Genomic DNA, 18,080 nt, shown 5'->3' on the forward strand with positions numbered 1-18,080 from the left:
CGTCAACGCCGCGCCGGCCCGGGACCTTCCGCGCCGTCCGCCGGGCCGGTCCCGGGCGGGGTCCCGGTCGGACCGTCCGGCGCCCCGGGGGCGCCCACCAGGCCCCGCAGCAGCCTCACCTGGGCGGTGCGCTCCCGCTGCCGCTGCTCGACGTCGGCCCGTCCCGCAGCCCCGCGCAGCAGGTCGAGCGTGGCCGCGGTCGCCGCCGCAGGGGCCGCCAGCACGGCCTGCACCAGGTCGTCGGTGGCCTGCTCGAGCTCGGCCTCCGGCACCCGGGCCCGGGCCAGCCCCAGCCGGACCGCCTCCTCGGCACCGACCGGGCGGCCCGTCAGGCAGATCTCGATCGCCGCGGCCTCGCCGACGGCCCGGACCAGCGGGGCGGTGCCGGCCAGGTCGGGCACCAGCCCCAGCGACGTCTCCGCCATCCGGAACGACGCGGTGTCCGCGACCAGGCGGAGGTCGCAGGCCAGCGCGAGCTGGAAGCCCGCCCCGACGGCCGGCCCGTGGACCGCGGCCACCGACAGCACCCCGGCCGCCCGCCAGCAGGTGAACGCCTCCTGGTAGCCGGCGACCTGGGCCGCGGCCTCCTCCGCGGGGCGGGCACCGAGCTCGGCCAGCAAGGGCATGGCCGCCCGGTCCAGGCCGGAGGAGAACGCCCGGCCGGCACCGCGCAGCACCACCACCCGGGTCCCCGGGGGCAGCGACCGCCCGGCCGCGGCCAGGGCGGCCCACGTGCCGGGACCCTGCGCGTTGAGGGTGCGGGGGCCGTCGAGCACGACGTGCACGACACCGTCACCGCGGGGCTCGACCCGGACGGCCGTCCCAGCGCCCGCCCCGGCGGACGTCAGGAGCCGGACGCCTTCGCGCGGCCCCGGGTGGCGCCACCACGCCCGCGCAGGGTCACGTCGGACTCGCTGAGCACCCGGTGCACGAAGCCGTACGACCGGCCCGTGTCCTCGGCGAGGGAACGGATGCTCGCCCCCTGCTCGTACTGGGCCACCAACCGGGTGGCCAACGCCTCCCGCTCCGCCCCCGTCAGCCGGACACCCTTCTTGATCTCCACCACGAACCCTCCAGTCGTCGTCGGCCCATCGTGGAGGCCATGGCCTCCTCCCGCCAATCGATGTGAGCGTTCGCCGCCGGCCCCCCGCGCCGCGGGTGCCGGCTCACGGGCCCGGACCGCTCAGGCGAGGGCGACCAGCTCGCGGTAGTCGGCGCCCCACATGTCCTCGTCGCCGTCGGGCAGCAGCAGGACCCGTTCGGGCTCCAGGGCGTCCACGGCGCCCTCGTCGTGGGTGACCAGGACCACCGCACCGGCGTAGCCGCGCAGCGCGGTCAGCACCTCGTCGCGGCTGGCGGGGTCCAGGTTGTTCGTGGGCTCGTCCAGCAGCAGCACGTTGGCCCCGGACACCACCAGGGTCGCCAGCGCCAGCCGCGTCTTCTCGCCGCCGGACAGCACGTGGGCCGGCTTGGAGACGTCGTCGCCGGAGAACAGGAACGAGCCGAGGACCGTGCGCACCTTGGTGTCGTCCAGGTCCGGGGCGGCCGAGCGCATGTTCTCCAGCACCGTGCGGTCCGGGTCCAGCGTGTCGTGCTCCTGGGCGTAGTACCCGAGCCGCAGGCCGTGGCCCGGGACGACCTCGCCGGAGTCCGGCGTCTCCGTGCCGGACAGCAGCCGCAGCAGCGTCGTCTTGCCCGCACCGTTCAGTCCCAGCACGACGACCCGGCTGCCCCGGTCGATGGCCAGCGACACGTCGGTGAACACCTCGAGCGAGCCGTAGGAGCGGCTCAGCCCCTCCGCGGTCAGCGGCACCCGCCCGCAGGGCACCGGGTCGGGGAAGCGCAGCGCGGCGACCTTGTCGGCCTTGCGGGTCTCCTCCAGGCCGTCGAGCAGCCGCTCGGCGCGCTTGGCCATGTTCTGCGCGGCCACGGCCTTGGTCGCGGTGGCCTTCATCTTCAAGGCCTGGGCGTGCAGGTGGGAGGCCTTCTTCTCGGCGTTCTGCCGTTCGCGCCGGCGGCGGCGCTCGTCCTGCTCGCGCTGGGCGAGGTACGTCTTCCAGCCCATGGCGTAGACGTCGAGGACGGAGCGGTTGGCGTCCAGGTGGACGACCTGGGTGACGGTGGCCTCGAGCAGCGCCGTGTCGTGGCTGATGACCACGAACCCGCCGGGCCAGGTGGCCAGCCGCTCCCGCAGCCAGACGATCGAGTCGTGGTCGAGGTGGTTGGTCGGCTCGTCCAGCAGCAGGGTGTCGGCCCCGGAGAACAGGATCCGGGCCAGCTCGACGCGGCGGCGCTGACCACCGGACAGCGTGCCGATGGGCTGGCCGAGGACGCGCTCGTCCAGGCCCAGGTTGCCGGCGATCCGCTCGGCCTCGGACTCCGCGGCCCAGCCGCCGAGCGCCTCGAAGTCGGCGTCGGCGCGGGCGTAGCGGTCCATCGCCTTCTCGCGGACGGCCTCGTCGCCCTCGGCCATGTCCCGCTCGGCCTTGCGCAGCCGCGCCGCGACCGTGTCCATGCCGCGCGCGGCCAGGATGCGGGCCCGGGCCAGCTGCTCCAGGTCGCCGGTGCGAGGGTCCTGCGGCAGGTAGCCGATGGAGCCCGTGCGGGTCACGGTGCCGGCGGCCGGCGCGGCCTCGCCGGCGATGACCTTGGTCAGGGTGGTCTTGCCGGCCCCGTTGCGGCCGACCAGGCCGACCCGGTCACCGTCGCCGACGCGGAAGGTGGCGCCCGAGACCAGCAGCCGGGCGCCCGCGCGCAGCTCGACGTCCTGGACGGAGATCACGCGGGGCTCCCCATCGTCTGGGACTGGTGGGACAGGGCACGGGGGGTGGGGGCAAGTCTGATCACGGCTACTCGATGGTACCGGCGCGGGCCCGGTACCTTCACCGCTGTGACCGCCCCCACCCCTGCCCCGGGCGTCGAGCCCGCACGTCCCGGCCCGGGCGCCGGCCGCGACGTCGCCCTGGTGTCGGTGTTCGCCGCCCTGGTCGTCGTGCTGTCCCTCGTGCCCGCCATCCCGGTGGGGGTCGCCGGGGTGCCCATCACCCTCCAGGGCCTGGGCATCATGCTCGCCGGGCTGGTGCTGGGTCCCGGTCGCGGCGTCGCGGCCGTGGGGGTGTTCGTGGCGCTCGGCCTCGCCGGCCTGCCGATCTTCGCCGGCGGCAACGCGGGGCTGGGGGTGCTGGCCGGACCGACCGCCGGCTACATCGTCGCCTGGCTGCCCGGCACGGTCGTGACCGGCGTCGTGGCGGTGCTCGCGCTGCGCCGCCGCCGGGGACGGCTGCCGATGCTCATGCTCGCGGCGTTCCTCGGCGGCATGGTCGTCACCTACCTGGGGGGCTGGCTGGGCCTGATGCTGGTGGCCGGGCTCGACCCGTGGGCCGCGTTCCTCGGGGGCGTGCTGCCGTTCCTGCCGCTGGACGGGGTCAAGGTGGTCGTGGCGGCCTTCGTCGCCGCCAGCGTCCACCGCGCCTTCCCCGACCTGCTGGCCCGCCGCGTGCCCGTCTCCGCGCCGGCGGCGACGAGCTGAGGCCCCACGACGACGCCCCGCCCGAGCCCTCCGGTGGGGGGTCGGCCAGGCCCTACCTCACGCTCGACGACGTCCACCTGCGCGTCGACGCCGTGTCGGTCCTGCGGGGGGTGTCCTTCGCGCTCACCGAGCGCCGGGTCGCGCTGGTCGGCGCCAACGGCTCGGGCAAGTCCACGGTGCTGCGCTGCCTGAACGCCCTGGTGACCCCCACCGCCGGCCGGGTCCTGCTGGACCTGCCGGGCGCCGACGGCTCGCCCGGTGGGACGGTCGACCCCGCCCGCTCCCCCGCGGTGGCCCGGTCCATGGTCGGGTTCGTCTTCACCGACCCCGACGCCCAGGTGGTCATGCCCACCCCGGCCGAGGACGTCGCCCTGTCGTTGCGCCGGCTGCGGCTGCCCCGGGCCGAGCGCGACGCCCGGGTGGCGGCCGCCCTGGACCACGTCGGGCTGGCGGACCGGGCCGACGTCCCCGTCCACGACCTGAGCAGCGGGCAGCGGCAGCTGCTGGCGGTCGCGGCCGTGCTGGCCACCGGCCCGCGGCTGCTGGTCCTCGACGAGCCGACCACGTTGCTGGACCGCCGCAACACGCGGCTGGTCCGGCGCACCGTGGACGAGGTCCGGGTGCCGGTGGTGCTGGCCACGCACGACCTGGAGCTGGCCGCGTCCTGCGACCGCGTCCTGGTGGTCGAGGACGGCCGCGTGGTGGCCGACGGGGCGCCGGGACCGACGCTGACCGCCTACCGCGACCTGATGGACGCGACGTGACCCGCCTCGGCCACCGCGGGGCGGACGACCGCGGGCCGACCCCGTGAGACGCCCCTCGCTGGTCCCCCCGCACCGGGACGGCACGACGTGGCTGCACCGCGCGGGCCCCGGCGTCAAGCTGCTGGGGGTGGCCGTGGCCGCGCTCCTGGTGGTGCTGCTGCGCACCACCGGACCACTCGGCGAGGCCGCGCTGCTGCCCGGTGCCCTGGTGCTCGCTCTGGCCCTGGTGGGTCACGTCCACGTCGGCACCCCCGCCAGGGTGGTCCTCGGGATGCTGCGTCGGCTCGCGCTGCCGCTGCTCGTCCTCGCCGGCTACCAGGCGGTCAGCCGCGGCCCGGTCCAGGGGCTGGAGGTGCTGCTGGACCTGTCCGGGCTGGTCCTGCTGGCCGGGCTGGTCACCGTGACCACGCCCATGGACCGGGTGCTCGACACCGTGGCCGCGGCGGTCGGTCCGCTGCGCCGGGTCCCGGGCCTGCGCGCGCACCTGCACCCTGACCGCGTGGCCCTGACGTTCGCGCTGGCCCTGCGCAGCGTCGACGTGCTGTGGGACGTGGCCTCGCAGGCCCGCGACGCCGCCCGGGCCCGCGGCCGGGGCCGCGACGTCCGGGCCCTGGTGACCCCGACCGTCATCCGGGCGGTGGCCCACGCCCGCGCCACGGGCGACGCCCTGGCGGCTCGCGGCCTGGTCGACTGACACGGTCACCGCTCAGACCGGCTCCAGCGCCATGCCCGCCGTGCTCCGCACCCGCCCGTCACGGCTCACCACGGTGGCCTCGTAGCCCGGGTGGTCCGCCAGCAGGGCCAAGGCGTCGTCGCCCGCCACGAACGCCGCGGTCGCGAGCACGTCGGCCCACAGCAGGGTGGGCCCCCGCACGGTGACCTGCGTCGACGCCGAGGGCGCCCCACCGTCCCGCGGGTCGCGGATGTGGGCGCCCCGGGCGGCGGTGCCCGACGTCGCGACGGCCCCGGACCGCAGCCTGACCACGCCTAGCAGCCCTCCGCCGACCGGGTCGGTGACGGCGACCCCCCACGACCGCCCGGCGGTGCGGGTCCCCACCACGACGTCGCCCCCGGCGTTCAGGCACACGTCGAGGTCGCCGGCCGCCATCAGCCGGGCGAACACCCGCTGCGCGGCCCAGCCCTTGACCACGCCGGACGGGTCGAACCGGGTGCGTCCCTGCCCGTCGGGCAGGTGCGCCGAGAACCGGCCGCCCGTCCGGGCCTGCGCCACGTCGGCCAGGCGGAGCACCTCCGCGACGTCGGGGTGGGCGTCGGACACCAGGAGCAGGCCGGCGTCGATGCGGCTCACGTCGCTGTCCGGGCGGTAGGTGCTGAACACCTCGTCGACTCGGACGAGCTCCTCGTGCGCCTGCTGGACCAACCGGACGGTCTCGGCGCTGCGGGCGCCCGGGCCGCGCAGGTGGAGGCTGAACGGCAGACCCATGACGTGCAGGACGTGCACGGCGGTCCCTGCCGCCCACGGGTCGTGACCGGTGGCCGACGGCGCAGGACCCAGGACCCGGCCCTCAGTCGTCGTCCCCACCGCCCGACGGGGCCGCCACGTCGCCCCAGGCGGCCTCGGCCCCGCTGTGGCCGATCAGCACGGTCTGCACCAGCGTCCCGCCGACCCCGGCCACCACCAGGAGCAGGGCCGCCGCGCTCAGCAGCAGCACCCCGGGGCCGCGGCGGGCGGGGGTGCCGGCGACAGCGGCGTCGCGGCGGTCGGCGACGCTCGGGGTGCGTCGGGCGACGTACCGGTCCCTCACCCGCAGGGCCACCGCCGCCAGCACCAGCACCGCGACCCAGACCAGCAGGCCCTCGCCGAGCTCCGCGTGCCGCTCCACCAGGGCACCCTCGCCCACCCGCTCCTCGAGGGACTCCCCCGAGGACGTGGACAGCGGCACGAGCACGAGTGCGGCCAGGGCGAGTGCGAGCGGCCCCCAGCCCGCCCAGCGGCGCACCCGTGACGACAGCGCGGTGACGGCGACCGCGAGCGCCGCGGCGGGCACCACGACCACGGTGGCGTGCACCACGAGGGGGTGGATCGGGAGTCCGGCGATGGTGTCCAGCACGGTCTGCTCCTGGTGGCAGGGGGTGGGGCGGACGGTCGTCCGGCCGCTCCCGAGCGTGCGGCAGGTTTCTGGGAACGTTCTCAGAGCCGTCGTCGTGGCTCAGCCGGTGACCGGCAGGCGCAGGGTGAACGCCGCACCCCCGCCGTGCGCCCGCGCCACGGACAGCTGACCGTGGTGGGCCCGGGCCACCTCGTCCACCAGGGCGAGCCCCAGGCCGAACCGGCGGCCGTCGCCCTGCGTCGTGCCGCGGGCGAACCGCTCCAGCAGCGGCCCCAGCTGCTCGGGGTCCAGGCCCGGGCCCTCGTCGGTCACCACCAGGCAGACGTCGCGCGCGGGCGCGGGTCCAGCCGGCTCGGGCAGGACCTGGAGCACCACCTCGCTGCCCCGGGGGCCGTGCCGCAGGGCGTTGTCGACCAGCGCCGTCAGGGCCCGACGGAGCGCCGTGGCCGTCCCCTGCACCACGACCGGTCCACCCCCGGGCGGGGCCTGGAGGCGGAGCCGGAGGCCGAGGTCCGCGGCGAGCGGCTGCAGGCTGGTCACCACCTGCCCGGCCAGGACCCCGACGTCCACCGGGCCGTGGGGCCGCTCGGCGTCCTCCAGCTGCGCGGCCAGCAGCAGGTCGTCGACGACGTCGGCCATGGCGCGAGCGTCCGCCACCAGCTGGTCCAGCTCCTCCCGGGAGGCGGAGTCCAGACCGGGGCCCGCTCGACGCCGCAGCAGCTGCGCCCGCGTCAGCACCACGGACAGGGGCGTCCGCAGCTCGTGGCTGGCGTCCGCGACGAACCGTCGCTGCAGCGCCAGCGCGGCCCCCAGCGGACGGACCGCCCGCCGCGCCACCGCGGCCCCGACGCCGGCGGCCCCGACCGCCCCCAGGACCACCGAGACCAGGACGGACACCCGGACCCGGCGTTCGCGCAGCTCCAGCGGCCCCATGTCGTAGGCGGCGCTCACCCGGCCGATCGGCCGGTCGCCCGTCCAGACGGCGAACCCGCGCTGGTCGGGACCCGCCTCGCTCGGCCCGTCCGGCAGGGCCGCGGGGTCCAGCCGCCGCACCGCGTCCGGGGCCCCGGGCGTGACCACGGTGCCGTCCGGTCCCGCGACCACCAGCCAGGTGCCCGGCGCGGGGTCGTCGACGTCGTCCGCGGACTCCCAGACGGCCCGGCTCGCGTCCTGCGCCGTGCGGCTCTCCTGCGCGTCCCCCACCAGGACGACCACGACGCCCACCGCCCCCAGGACCAGGGCGACCGCGGCCGCGATGAGCAGCGCCACGTCCCGGGCCGCGCGGCGCAGCATCCGCTCGTCCGCCCCCGCCGCGCCGCGCCGGGCGGGGCTCACAGCGACATCACAGGCGAGATCACAGCGACCCCAGCCGGTAGCCGACCCCCCGGACGGTGCGGACGACGTCGCGGCCGAGCTTGCGGCGCAGGTAGTGCACGTAGGTGTCGACCGACCCCGGCGTGTCGGCGGCGTCGAACACCCGCTCCAGCAGCTCGTCCCGGGAGAACACCTGACGCGGGCGCCGGGCCAGCACCGCGAGCAGGTCCGACTCGGTGCGGGACAGCTCGACCGTGCTGCAGTCGGCCCGCTCGACCAGACGCCGCCGGGTGTCCAGCGTCCCGCCCGGAGCGGCGAGCACGTCGGTGGCGTCGGCGTGCCGGCGCAGCAGCGCCCGCAGCCTCGCCAGCAGCTCGTCGACGTCGAACGGCTTGACCAGGTAGTCCTCGGCGCCGGCGTCCAGCCCGTCCACCCGGTCGCGCACGGTGCCCTGCGCGGTCAGGACGAGGACCGGGGCGAGGACGCCCTTGGCCCGCAGCCGCCGCAGCAGCTCCAGCCCCTCGACCACGGGCAGGCCGCGGTCGACGACCAGCAGGTCGTAGGCGCGGCTGAGCCCGAGGTGCAGCCCCCGCTGCCCGTCGCGCGCGACGTCGACGTCGTAGCCCTCCTCGCGCAGCAGGCCGGCCAGCATCTCCGACAGCGCCCGGTCGTCCTCCACCAGCAGGACCGTGGCGCGCGCCGGGACCGCCCGGGGCCGGTCGCCGTCGTCGCTGGTCACGGCCCGATGGTGGCACGCGTCACGGGTCCGGCTCCGTGACGTAGGTCGGGGGCCGGCTCCGCGGCCACGGCGGGAGCCGCGCTCTGAGACTCCTCTGAGACCGGGCCGTCACCGTGGCACCAGCGTCCGGGCCGACCGGGCGCCCAGGGAGGGAACCATGAGCGCAGGCACCACCGCGCGGCGCGGACCGCGGCAGGACCGCCCGCCGGCCCCTCGGCCGCAGCCGAGCCTCGCCCGGGCCGCGGCCGCGTCCCCCTTCGAGGCGCGTCCGGACGTCGTGCGGCGTCGCCGGTCCCGCGCCGGCCGGGCGGACGTGCTCGAGGCCGCTGCCGTCCTGCTGCTGGTCGGCGTCCTGGCGCTGTTCCTGCGCGGCGGGGGCGGCAGCGACCTCGTCGGCGGGGGCGCCCCGGGCGCGCTGGTGGCCCTGGGTCGGCTGACGGGCCTGCTGGGCACTGCGCTGCTGCTGCTGCAGCTGCTGCTCGCCGCGCGGCTGCCCTGGGTGGACCGCACCTACGGCCAGGACCGGGCCCTGGCCGCGCACCGGCGGCTGAGCACCATCGCCCTGCCGCTGCTGCTGGCCCACGCCGCGGCCCTGCTGGTGGGCTACGCCGTGCTGGACGGCCTGGGCTGGACCAGCGGCTGGGTGGTCGAGCTGTGGCGGCTGTGGCAGGGGGCGATGCCGGACATGGTGACCGCGTCGCTGGCCCTGGCCGGGCTCGTCGTGGTCGCCGTGACGTCGGTCCGGGCGGCCCGCCGCCGGGTCCGGCACGAGACCTGGCACCTGGTGCACCTGCTCGCCTACGCGGCGGTGGTGCTGTCGGTACCGCACCAGCTGAGCACCGGCACCGACATCGCCGGCAGCCGGCCGGCCCAGGGCGTGTGGCTCGGTGCGTACCTGCTCACCGCGGGGGCCGTCGTGCTGTTCCGGGTCCTCCTGCCGGTCGCGCGCTCCCTGCGTCACCGGCTCGTCGTCGAGCGGGTCGAGGACCTCGGTGACGGCGTGGTGTCGGTGGTGATGACCGGCCGGGCGCTGGACCGGCTGCCGCTGCGGGCGGGGCAGTACCTGAACTGGCGGTTCCTCACGCCCGGGCTCTGGGCCGCGGCCCACCCGTGGTCGGTCTCGGCCGCCCCCGACGGCCGGCGGGTGCGCATCACCGTGGCCACCGGCCTCGGCGACCACTCGGCGCGCCTGGCCCGGTTGCGTCCTGGCACCGCGGTCGCCGTCGAGGGCCCGTACGGGGCGTTCACCACCGAGCGACGCACCCGTCGACAGGTCCTGCTGGTCGCCGCCGGCATCGGCGTGACCCCGGTCCGGGCCCTGCTCGAGGAGCTGGTCACCGGCCCCGACCACGTCGCCGCGGACGTCACGGTCCTGCTGCGGGTGCCCGCCTCGGGGTCGGCGCCGTTGCGCGCGGAGGTCGAGCAGCTGCACCGGCGCCACGGGTTCCGGCTGCTCGTGGCCGCGGGCGCCCGGGCCCGCGGCTCGTGGCTGCCCGCAGGGGCGGCGCACGGCGGTGACGCCCGCACGCTGCGGCAGCTCGTCCCCGACGTGCGCGACCATGACGTCTACGTCTGCGGCCCGACCGCGTGGACGGACCTGGTCCGGCGCTCCCTGGAGCGCAACGGCGTGCCGGCGGCCCAGGTCCACGACGAGCGGTTCTCCTGGTGAGGGTGCCCGCGGCGGCCGTGACCGCGGCGGCCTCCTTCGCGCTGCTGGGGTCCGCCTGGCACCTGGGGGCCTCCCCCACGCTGCTGGCCCCCCCGGTCGCGGTCGGGACGGTGTCCGCCGCCCCGGTCACGACCGAGCCGGCCCCCAGCGAACCCGTGAGGACCGAACCCGTGGCGACCGAACCCGTGGCGACCGAACCCGTGGCGACCGAACCCGTGGCGACCGAACCCGTGGCGACCGAACCCGTGGCGACCGAACCCGTGGCGACCGAACCCGTGGCGACCGAACCCGTCGTCGTGACCGCGCCGACGCCGAGCACCACCCCGACCCCACCGCCGCCGCCCGCACCGGTGACCGTCGACGGGGCCGTGGTCCCCACCCGCTTCGGCGACGTGCAGGTGCAGGTGGTGGTCCAGGACGGCGTGCTGCTGGACGTGGTGCCCCTGCAGCTGACCGACGCCGACGACCGGTCCCGCGGGATCAGCGCCGCCGCGGCGCCACGGCTGCGGCAGGCGGTCCTGCAGGCCCAGTCGGCCCAGGTCGACACCGTGAGCAGCGCCACCTACACCAGCGAGGCCTACCTGCAGTCCCTCCAGTCGGCCCTCGACGCCGCGGCCGGAGCCTGAGGGCACCGACGGCCGACGAGGGCACACGTCGTGGGGCCGGGCGTCGTGCGGCCGGGCGTCGTGGGGCTGGGCGTCGCGGCCCCGGTCACGGGGCGTCGTGCACGGTCACCCGCACCGACAGGACGCGGGCAGCCGCGGCGTCCAGGTCGGCCCGGCGCGGCTCGCCGACCTCGATCGGGCCGAGCACGGGCAGGGCGTGCGCCGGCGTGCCGGCCAGGACGGACTCCGCCAGACGCCGGTCCCCGCCCACGACGACCCCGGTCGCCCCGGGGGCCTGCGCCATCATCCGGGTCAGCGCCGACGAGGCGTCGTCGGCCAGCTTGTCGGTCTGCCCGCCCCGGCGGCGGGCGAAGCGCTGCTGGCTCCAGCCACCGGCGGCGGTCGTGCCCTGCACGTAGCGACGGCCGGTCTTGCCGGTCAGCACCCTCCCGTCGCGCACCACCCCCACGCTCCAGCCGCCCCGGCGCACCAGGCACACGAGCAGGGTGCGGCTGCGGCCGGCCTCGTCGGCCAGCCGCGCGGCCAGCGGCTCCGGAGCCACCTGGGACGCGCCCTCGACCGCCGCCTCGGGGACGTCCGCGTCCCAGCCCCCGGCCTCCAGCAGCCCCAGCGACGCGAGCGAGCCGTCGTCACCCACCAGGTCGAACCCGGTGGACGTGACGACGGCTCGGACGGCGCCGGGGCGGGCCGCGACGTAGCGCGCGACCCAGCCCGGCAGCCGGGGCGGCGAGACCTCGAGGAAGCGGCTACCGCTCACCCGAGGCCCGGACCGACCCGCTCAGACGTTGAACGACAGCGCGCGCAGCTGCTCGCGACCGTCGTCGGTGATCTTCTCGGGACCCCACGGCGGCATCCAGACCCAGTTGATGGTCGCCGACGCGGACAGCGGGGCCAGCGCGTTGCGGGTCTGGTCCTCGATGACGTCGGTCAGCGGGCAGGCCGCGCTGGTGAGCGTCATGTCGAGCACCACGTTGCTCTGGGCGTCAACGTGGATGCCGTAGACCAGGCCGAGGTCGACGACGTTGATGCCGAGCTCGGGGTCGACCACGTCGCGCATGGCCTCCTCGACGTCGGCCGCGTCCACCGGCGTCGCCGACGGCGCCGCCGAGGGGGTGCTCACGTCGACCTGGCCGGTCGGCGCGTCCACGGGGCCCGGCGAGGCCGCAGGGGTGGGCGAGGCCTGCGGGGCCACGGGGGTCTGCGGGGTCTCGGTCATGTCGTCCTCCTCAGGCGCCGGCGGTGACGTAGCGGTCGTAGCCCTCGTTCTCGAGCCGGTCGGCCAGCTCCGAGCCGCCCTGCTCCGCGACCCGGCCGTCGACGAACACGTGGACGAAGTCGGGCGTGATGTAGCGCAGGATGCGGGTGTAGTGGGTGATGAGCAGCACACCCAGGCCGGTCTCGGCCTTGACCTCGTTGACGCCCTCGCTGACCACGCGCAGCGCGTCGACGTCCAGGCCCGAGTCGGTCTCGTCGAGGATCGCGAGCTTGGGCTGCAGCAGCTTCATCTGCAGGATCTCGTGCCGCTTCTTCTCCCCGCCCGAGAAGCCCTCGTTGACGTTGCGGGAGGCGAAGTCGGGGTCCATCTTGAGCCCGGACATGGCCGACTTGAGGTCCTTGACCCAGTGGCGCAGGACGGGGGCCTCGCCGGAGACCTCGGTCTTGGCGGTGCGCAGGAAGTTGCTGACGCTCACGCCGGGGATCTCGACCGGGTACTGCATGGCCAGGAACAGCCCCGCCCGGGCGCGCTCGTCGACGCTCATGGCCAGGACGTCCTCGCCGTCCAGCGTGACGCTGCCGCTGGTCACCTCGTACTTGGGGTGCCCGGCGATCGAGTAGGCCAGGGTCGACTTGCCGGAGCCGTTGGGCCCCATGATCGCGTGGGTCTCCCCCGAGCGGATCGTCAGGTCGACGCCCTTGAGGATCTCCTTGGCCTCGCCGTCGGCGGTCACGCTGACGTGCAGGTCGCGGATCTCGAGTGTGGTCATGACGTGAACTCCTGGAGGTGTGCGGAACGGTCGGTGGCGAGGTCGACGGTCGTCTCGTCGGGGCGGTCGAGCAGCGCCGCGTCCTGCAGCCGCTGCTCGACGACACCGAGGAGGCGCTCCTGGACCGACTCGATGCCGATCTGCTGGAGGACCTCGGCGAAGAAGCCGAGGACGACGAGGCGTCGGGCCTGCAGCGGCGGGATGCCCCGGGCCTGCAGGTAGAACAGCTGCTCGTCGTCGAACCGGCCGGTGGCGCTGGCGTGGCCGGCGCCCTCGATCTGGCCGGTCTCGATCTCGAGGTTGGGCACGGAGTCGGCCCGCGCGCCCTCGGTCAGGACGAGGTTGCGGTTGAGCTCGTAGGTGTTGATCCCCTCGGCCTCCTTGCGGATCAGCACGTCGCCGATCCACACGGTGTGCGCGTCCTTGCCCTGCAGCGCGCCCTTGTAGACGACGTTGCTGGTGCAGGTGGGCGCCGAGTGGTCGACGAACAGCCGGTGCTCGAGGTGCTGGCCGGAGTCGGCGAAGTACAGCCCGAAGCACTCCGAGGACGCGCCGGGGCCGGTGAACTCCACGTTGACGTCGAGGCGCACCAGGTCCCCGCCGAGGCTGACGGCGACGTGGCGGAAGGTGGCGTCGCGGCCGAGGACCGCGTCGTGCTGGCCGACGTGGGTGGCCGTGCCGTCCCAGGACTGCAGCGACACCACGGTCACGTTGGCGCCGTCGCCCACCCGGATGCCGACCGTGCCGGCGAAGACGGCGTCACCGGTGTGGTCGAGGACCACGGTGGCCTTGCTGAACGCGCCCACGTCGACCACCAGGTCGACGGCGCCACGGCCGCCGGTCCCGCTGAGGTCGACGAGGACCGGCTCGGCCACCTCGTGCTCGGCGGGCACGCGGACGGTGCGCCGCACCGGGGCCGTGCGCTGCGCGACGGCCGCGACGCGGTCGCCGGGCCGGGCGAGGGCGTGCGCCGCGTCGTGGTCGGAGACCTCGACCGCCTCGTCCTGGGTGCGGACGGTGACCGACACGGCGTCCTGACCGGCCGGGGCCGGCTCGAAGAGTTCGCGCACCCGGTGCATCGGGGTGAAGCGCCACTCCTCCTCGCGCCCGGTCGGCACGGCGAAGTCGGCCGGGTCGCCGGAGCGGACCCGGTCGGCCCGGCTGACGTCCGGCACGGTCGAGTCCGTGTAGGACCGGACCGCCGCCAGGGCGGCCTCGACGGCCTCACCGTCCGTACCGGTGGTGCTGGTGGTGCTGTGGTCAGTGGTGCTGGTCGTCACCCGACGGCCCCTTCCATCTGCAGCTCGATGAGCTTGTTCAGCTCGAGGGCGTACTCCATGGGCAGCTCGCGGGCGACCGGCTCGATGAAGCCACGGACGATCATCGCCATGGCCTCGCTCTCCGGCATGCCGCGCGACATGAGGTAGAACAGCTGGTCCTCGGACACCTTGGAGACCGTGGCCTCGTGGCCCATCCGGACGTCGTCCTCGCGGACGTCGACGTAGGGGTAGGTGTCGGAGCGGCTGATGGTGTCCACGAGCAGGGCGTCGCACAGCACGTTGCTCGCGCTGTGGTGGGCGCCCTCGAGCACCTGGACCAGGCCGCGGTAGGACGTGCGCCCACCACCGCGCGCGATCGACTTGGAGACGATCGAGCTGGAGGTGTGCGGCGCGGCGTGCACCATCTTGGCGCCGGCGTCCTGGTGCTGGCCCTCGCCGGCCATGGCGATCGACAGCGTCTCGCCCCGGGCGTGCTCGCCCATGAGGAACACGGCGGGGTACTTCATCGTGACCTTGGAGCCGATGTTGCCGTCGATCCACTCCATGGTGGCGCCGGCCTCGGCCACGGCCCGCTTGGTGACGAGGTTGTAGACGTTGTTCGACCAGTTCTGGATGGTCGTGTACCGGACGCGGGCGCCCTTCTTCACGACGATCTCCACGACCGCGGAGTGCAGCGAGTCGGACTGGTAGATCGGGGCGGTGCAGCCCTCGACGTAGTGCACGTAGGAGCCCTCGTCGGCGATGATCAGCGTCCGCTCGAACTGGCCCATGTTCTCGGTGTTGATCCGGAAGTAGGCCTGGAGCGGGATGTCGACGTGCACGCCCGGGGGCACGTAGATGAACGACCCGCCGGACCACACGGCCGTGTTCAGCGCGGCGAACTTGTTGTCGCCCACCGGGATGACCGAGGCGAAGTACTCCTTGAACAGCTCCGGGTGCTCCTTGAGCGCCGTGTCGGTGTCCAGGAACAGGACGCCCTTCTCCTCCAGGTCCTCGCGGATCTGGTGGTAGACGACCTCGGACTCGTACTGGGCCGCCACGCCGGAGACCAGGCGCTGCTTCTCGGCCTCGGGGATGCCGAGGCGGTCGTAGGTGGCCCGGATGTCCTCGGGCAGGTCGTCCCAGGAGGCGGCCTGCTTCTCCGTCGAGCGCACGAAGTACTTGATGTTGTCGAAGTCGATGCCGGTGAGGTCCGAGCCCCAGGTCGGCATGGGCTTGCGACCGAACAGGGACAGGCCCTTGAGGCGGGTCTTGAGCATCCACTCGGGCTCGTCCTTCAGCGCCGAGATGTTGCGCACGACGTCCTCGCTCAGGCCGCGGCGGGCGGTGCTGCCCGCCACGTCGGAGTCGGACCAGCCGAACTGGTAGCGCCCCAGGCTCTCGAGCTGCTCGGCCTGGGTGGGGGCCGTGGTGGTCTCGGGGGACGTCGTCATGGGAGGTCCTTCCTGACGGTGCTGCTCGTGGTGGTCGTGCTCGTACCGGTCGTGGTGCCCGCAGCCGTGGTGCCCGCGGTTCTCGTGCGCCGCTCCCCTGCGGCAAGACGCGAGGGCCGGGATGTGTTCCGGACCGGCACGTCGGGGGTGGGGACGAACGTGGTGCAGACGTGCTCGCCGTGGGCGATGGTCGCCAGCCGCTGGACGTGGACGCCCAGCAGGCGGGAGAAGACGCGGGTCTCGGCCTCGCACAGCTGTGGGAACCGGGCCGCCACGGCGTGCACCGGACAGTGTCCCTGACACAGCTGGACGCCGCCGACCGGGGACCCGCCGGGCCTGGCGGCCAGGGGGGACACGGCGACCGTGCGGGCGCTGGCGGCGAAGCCGTCGGCCGACAGCTGCCCGGCCAGGGCCTTGGCCCGTTCGCGCGGGTCGGGCCCGGCCGCCTCGACCACCGGGGCGTAGCGACGCTCCAGGTCGCCGAAGCGCTGCTCGGCGAAGTCGCGGACCGCGTCCGGGCCGACGTGGGCGTCCAGGTACTCCAGCGCCGCGACCGCCAGCAGGTCGTAGTCGCCCCGGGCGGCGCCCTGGCCGCGCTCCGTGGCCACGAACACCCGGGCCGGCCGGCCCCGGCGCCCCGTGGTCGGGGCGGACCGGGGCTCGATCAGCCCCTCGTCGCTCAGCGTCTCCAGGTGGCGGCGCACCGCAGCCGGGGTCACGCCCAGCCGACCGGCGACGGACGCCGCGGACACGGGTCCGTGCTCCAGGACCGCGGCGAAGACGCGGTCGCGCGGCGCGTCGGTGGCCTCTCGCCTCGTCTCGCCCTCAATTTGCACACGTGCAGCATGACGTAAATGCCGACGGATCTCCACTCGGGCCGCGGCTCGTACCATCGGCGCGTGCCCCACGCCCCCGCCGCACCGCCGGTCGTCGTCCGCGACCTCCGTCGGGTGCACTCCTCCCGGCGCGGTCGCGTCGTCGCCGTCGACGGGGTCGACCTGCAGGTCGACCCGGGCGAGGTGGTCGCGCTGTGCGGCCCCAACGGGGCGGGCAAGACCTCGTTGCTGGACTGCGTGACGGGCATGCGGCGCCCCGACGGCGGCACCGTCCGGGTGGTGGGCAGCGACCCCTGGCGCGCCACCCCGGCCGACCGGGCCCGGGTCGGGGTCGTGCTGGCCGACCTGGGCCTGCCCCTGGCCGCCCCGGCGCGGGCGGTGCTGGAGCACCACGCGGGCCTGCACCGCGCGCCGCGGGCCACCGACGACCTGGTGGCGCGGCTGCAGCTGGGCCACGTGGGCCGGACCGCGGTGCGCCGGCTGTCCTCCGGTGAGCGGCAGCGCCTGGCCGTGGCCTGCGCGCTGGTCGGCGACCCCGACGTGCTCGTCATGGACGAGCCGACCGCGGCGCTGGACCCCGAGGGCCGTCGGTCGGTGCTGGACCTGGTGCAGGAGGCCGCCCACGACGGCTGCGCCGTGCTGTGGTCCTCGCACACCCTCGTCGACGTCGAGCGCGCCGCGGACCGCGTGGTCGTGCTGCACGAGGGCCGGGTGCTGGCCGACGGCCCGCCGGACCGGGTGACCGGTGAGGAGGTCGTCCGCTTCGAGGCGCCGCCCGGCAGCCCGGCCGACGACCTGCGGGCGGCGCTGGGCCCGGCCACGGTGCTGGTCGAGAAGCAGCCCGGCCGGTTCGAGCTGCACGGCTCCCACGGGCCGCAGGACCTGGTGAGCATCGCCTCCTGGCAGGCCGGCGCCGGGGCGCGCGGGGGCATCACCGTCGGCCGGCCCAGCCTGGAGGAGCTCGTCCTGCGCCTGGGCGACGAACGGCGGGTGTCGTGAGCAGCGCGGCCGGGACCCGCCCCGGGCAGGTCGGCCGGGCCTCCGGTCCCGCGCCGTGGTGGCGACGCGTGCTGCGTCAGGCCGGCTGGGACCTGCGCGCCGTGCTGCGCAACGGCGAGCAGCTGCTGGTGACGTTCCTGCTGCCGGTGGCGGTGCTCGTCGGCGTGGTGCGGACCGGGGTGCCGGACCTCTCGCCCCTGCCGCAGCCGCAGGCGGCCCTGGCCGGGGCGCTCGGCGTGGCCGTGGTGTCGTCGGCGTTCACCGGTCAGGCCATCGCCCTGGCCTTCGACCGCCGCGCGGGGGTGCTGCGGCTGCTGGCCACCACCCCGCTCGGCCGGGGCGGTCTGGTCGCGGCGCGGGTGCTGGCGGTGACCGCCGTGGTGGCCCTGCAGGTCGTCCTGCTGCTCCTGGCCGGGGCGGTCCTCGGTGTGCCGCTCGACCCGGCGGGGGTGGCGGCGGCGCTGCCGGCCCTGCTGCTGGGGACCGCCGCGATGCTGTCGGCGGGCCTGCTGCTGGCCGGCACGGTGCGCCCCGAGGGCGTGCTCGGCCTGGCCAACCTCGTCTGGGTGGCGGTGCTGGTCGGCGGTGGCCTGGTGCTGCCCGTCGCCGCGACGGGGGCCGGCGCGGTCCCCGGGCTGGAGACCGGGCTGGGCCTGCTGCCGACCGCGGCCCTCGGCGAGGCGCTGCGGGCGGCGCTGGTCGACGGCCGGCTCGCACCGGGCGCCCTGCTCCTGCTCCTGGGGTGGACCGCGGTGCTGGCGGCGCTGGCCGGGCGCACCCTGCGCTGGGACTGACCCGGCCCACGGCGTCCCGGCACCGGGTCCGGCGCGCAGC

At 75.9% G+C, this 18,080-nt stretch carries 20 protein-coding genes; 7 read left to right on the plus strand and 13 right to left on the minus strand.

The features are described 5' to 3' along the window. Window positions 1–2 precede the first annotated feature (2 nt). The 3 genes from SJY06_RS14180 to abc-f form a co-directional block, all read right to left on the minus strand. Window positions 3–785 carry an enoyl-CoA hydratase/isomerase family protein gene (locus SJY06_RS14180; protein ID WP_380168188.1) on the minus strand — a complete coding sequence of 261 codons (783 nt, stop codon included), beginning with the start codon at window positions 783–785 and terminating at the stop codon, window positions 3–5. Window positions 786–844: 59 nt separating this feature from the next. Then, a complete protein-coding gene (locus tag SJY06_RS14185) occupies window positions 845–1,066 on the minus strand; it encodes a helix-turn-helix domain-containing protein (protein WP_380168189.1) in 222 nt (73 codons plus the stop codon). A gap of 117 nt (window positions 1,067–1,183) precedes the next feature. After that, entirely contained in the window at window positions 1,184–2,782 is a 1,599-nt protein-coding gene (gene abc-f, locus SJY06_RS14190) for a ribosomal protection-like ABC-F family protein (RefSeq protein ID WP_380168190.1), read from the minus strand. Window positions 2,783–2,890: 108 nt separating this feature from the next. Here abc-f and SJY06_RS14195 point away from each other — a divergent pair, with 108 nt between their 5' ends. From SJY06_RS14195 to SJY06_RS14205, 3 genes are all read left to right on the plus strand, one after another. Continuing rightward, window positions 2,891–3,529 carry a biotin transporter BioY gene (locus tag SJY06_RS14195; protein ID WP_380168191.1) on the plus strand — a complete coding sequence of 213 codons (639 nt, stop codon included), beginning with the start codon at window positions 2,891–2,893 and terminating at the stop codon, window positions 3,527–3,529. 92 nt (window positions 3,530–3,621) lie between these two features. Next, on the plus strand, window positions 3,622–4,293 hold the full coding sequence (locus SJY06_RS14200; RefSeq protein ID WP_380168192.1) for an energy-coupling factor ABC transporter ATP-binding protein: 672 nt from the start codon (window positions 3,622–3,624) through the stop codon (window positions 4,291–4,293). A 43-nt stretch (window positions 4,294–4,336) separates the two neighbouring features. Next, the gene (locus SJY06_RS14205; RefSeq protein ID WP_380168193.1) at window positions 4,337–4,987 is read left to right on the plus strand and encodes a CbiQ family ECF transporter T component; all 651 of its coding nucleotides are present in this window, start codon (window positions 4,337–4,339) and stop codon (window positions 4,985–4,987) included. A 12-nt stretch (window positions 4,988–4,999) separates the two neighbouring features. On the opposite strand, the gene SJY06_RS14210 is transcribed toward SJY06_RS14205, so the two are convergent. The 4 genes from SJY06_RS14210 to SJY06_RS14225 all read right to left on the minus strand — a co-directional run bounded on the left by SJY06_RS14210 (window position 5,000) and on the right by SJY06_RS14225 (window position 8,418). Then, complete coding sequence (locus SJY06_RS14210) at window positions 5,000–5,836, minus strand: FAD:protein FMN transferase (RefSeq protein ID WP_380168194.1); 837 nt, start codon at window positions 5,834–5,836, stop codon at window positions 5,000–5,002. Further along, complete coding sequence (locus tag SJY06_RS14215; protein ID WP_380168195.1) at window positions 5,820–6,365, minus strand: DUF2231 domain-containing protein; 546 nt, start codon at window positions 6,363–6,365, stop codon at window positions 5,820–5,822. Before SJY06_RS14215 ends, SJY06_RS14210 begins: the two co-directional genes overlap by 17 nt. A 99-nt stretch (window positions 6,366–6,464) precedes the next feature. Then, window positions 6,465–7,700, minus strand: coding sequence for a sensor histidine kinase (locus SJY06_RS14220; RefSeq protein WP_380168196.1), 1,236 nt, complete (start codon window positions 7,698–7,700; stop codon window positions 6,465–6,467). A gap of 19 nt (window positions 7,701–7,719) precedes the next feature. Further along, window positions 7,720–8,418 carry a response regulator transcription factor gene (locus SJY06_RS14225; RefSeq protein ID WP_380168197.1) on the minus strand — a complete coding sequence of 233 codons (699 nt, stop codon included), beginning with the start codon at window positions 8,416–8,418 and terminating at the stop codon, window positions 7,720–7,722. 157 nt (window positions 8,419–8,575) lie between these two features. On the opposite strand from SJY06_RS14225, the gene SJY06_RS14230 reads away from it, so the two are divergent. Together SJY06_RS14230 and SJY06_RS14235 are read left to right on the plus strand one after the other, a co-directional pair. Further along, a complete protein-coding gene (locus tag SJY06_RS14230) occupies window positions 8,576–10,087 on the plus strand; it encodes a ferric reductase-like transmembrane domain-containing protein (RefSeq protein ID WP_380168198.1) in 1,512 nt (503 codons plus the stop codon). Then, window positions 10,084–10,713, plus strand: a complete 630-nt coding sequence (locus SJY06_RS14235) for an FMN-binding protein (protein WP_380168199.1) — start codon at window positions 10,084–10,086, stop codon at window positions 10,711–10,713. Before SJY06_RS14230 ends, SJY06_RS14235 begins: the two co-directional genes overlap by 4 nt. Window positions 10,714–10,798: 85 nt before the next feature. Here SJY06_RS14235 and SJY06_RS14240 read toward each other — a convergent pair whose 3' ends face one another. From SJY06_RS14240 to SJY06_RS14265, 6 genes are read right to left on the minus strand one after another with little or no spacing between them, the layout of a single operon-like run. Continuing rightward, window positions 10,799–11,470 carry an acVLRF1 family peptidyl-tRNA hydrolase gene (locus SJY06_RS14240; protein ID WP_380168200.1) on the minus strand — a complete coding sequence of 224 codons (672 nt, stop codon included), beginning with the start codon at window positions 11,468–11,470 and terminating at the stop codon, window positions 10,799–10,801. Window positions 11,471–11,491: 21 nt separating this feature from the next. Next, window positions 11,492–11,929 (minus strand): metal-sulfur cluster assembly factor, encoded by a 438-nt coding sequence (locus tag SJY06_RS14245; protein ID WP_380168201.1) that lies wholly within the window; start codon window positions 11,927–11,929, stop codon window positions 11,492–11,494. A 10-nt stretch (window positions 11,930–11,939) separates the two neighbouring features. Then, entirely contained in the window at window positions 11,940–12,698 is a 759-nt protein-coding gene (sufC, locus tag SJY06_RS14250) for a Fe-S cluster assembly ATPase SufC (RefSeq protein WP_380168202.1), read from the minus strand. Continuing rightward, window positions 12,695–13,978, minus strand: a complete 1,284-nt coding sequence (sufD, locus tag SJY06_RS14255) for a Fe-S cluster assembly protein SufD (RefSeq protein WP_380168203.1) — start codon at window positions 13,976–13,978, stop codon at window positions 12,695–12,697. The genes sufC and sufD overlap by 4 nt, the downstream gene beginning before the upstream one ends. After that, on the minus strand, window positions 13,975–15,411 hold the full coding sequence (sufB, locus tag SJY06_RS14260; protein WP_380168204.1) for a Fe-S cluster assembly protein SufB: 1,437 nt from the start codon (window positions 15,409–15,411) through the stop codon (window positions 13,975–13,977). The genes sufD and sufB overlap by 4 nt, the downstream gene beginning before the upstream one ends. Further along, complete coding sequence (locus SJY06_RS14265) at window positions 15,408–16,247, minus strand: helix-turn-helix transcriptional regulator (protein WP_380168205.1); 840 nt, start codon at window positions 16,245–16,247, stop codon at window positions 15,408–15,410. Before SJY06_RS14265 ends, sufB begins: the two co-directional genes overlap by 4 nt. Window positions 16,248–16,310: 63 nt before the next feature. On the opposite strand from SJY06_RS14265, the gene SJY06_RS14270 reads away from it, so the two are divergent. Together SJY06_RS14270 and SJY06_RS14275 are read left to right on the plus strand one after the other, a co-directional pair. After that, on the plus strand, window positions 16,311–17,246 hold the full coding sequence (locus SJY06_RS14270; protein WP_380168206.1) for an ABC transporter ATP-binding protein: 936 nt from the start codon (window positions 16,311–16,313) through the stop codon (window positions 17,244–17,246). After that, window positions 17,243–18,040 carry an ABC transporter permease gene (locus SJY06_RS14275; protein ID WP_380168207.1) on the plus strand — a complete coding sequence of 266 codons (798 nt, stop codon included), beginning with the start codon at window positions 17,243–17,245 and terminating at the stop codon, window positions 18,038–18,040. The genes SJY06_RS14270 and SJY06_RS14275 overlap by 4 nt, the downstream gene beginning before the upstream one ends. The last annotated feature ends 40 nt before the right edge of the window (window positions 18,041–18,080 follow it).

Source organism: Jannaschia sp. R86511 (genome assembly GCF_042466345.1).
In the GTDB taxonomy this organism is placed as follows: Bacteria; Actinomycetota; Actinomycetes; order Actinomycetales; family JBBAYJ01; genus Aquipuribacter.

Bases quoted from the DNA above. Each gene is read 5' to 3' on its own strand.
- SJY06_RS14230 (WP_380168198.1), top strand. From the start codon at position 8,576: ATGAGCGCAGGCACCACCGCGCGGCGCGGACCGCGGCAGGACCGCCCG.
- SJY06_RS14245 (WP_380168201.1), bottom strand. From the start codon at position 11,929: ATGACCGAGACCCCGCAGACCCCCGTGGCCCCGCAGGCCTCGCCCACC.
- sufC (WP_380168202.1), bottom strand. From the start codon at position 12,698: ATGACCACACTCGAGATCCGCGACCTGCACGTCAGCGTGACCGCCGAC.
- sufB (WP_380168204.1), bottom strand. From the start codon at position 15,411: ATGACGACGTCCCCCGAGACCACCACGGCCCCCACCCAGGCCGAGCAG.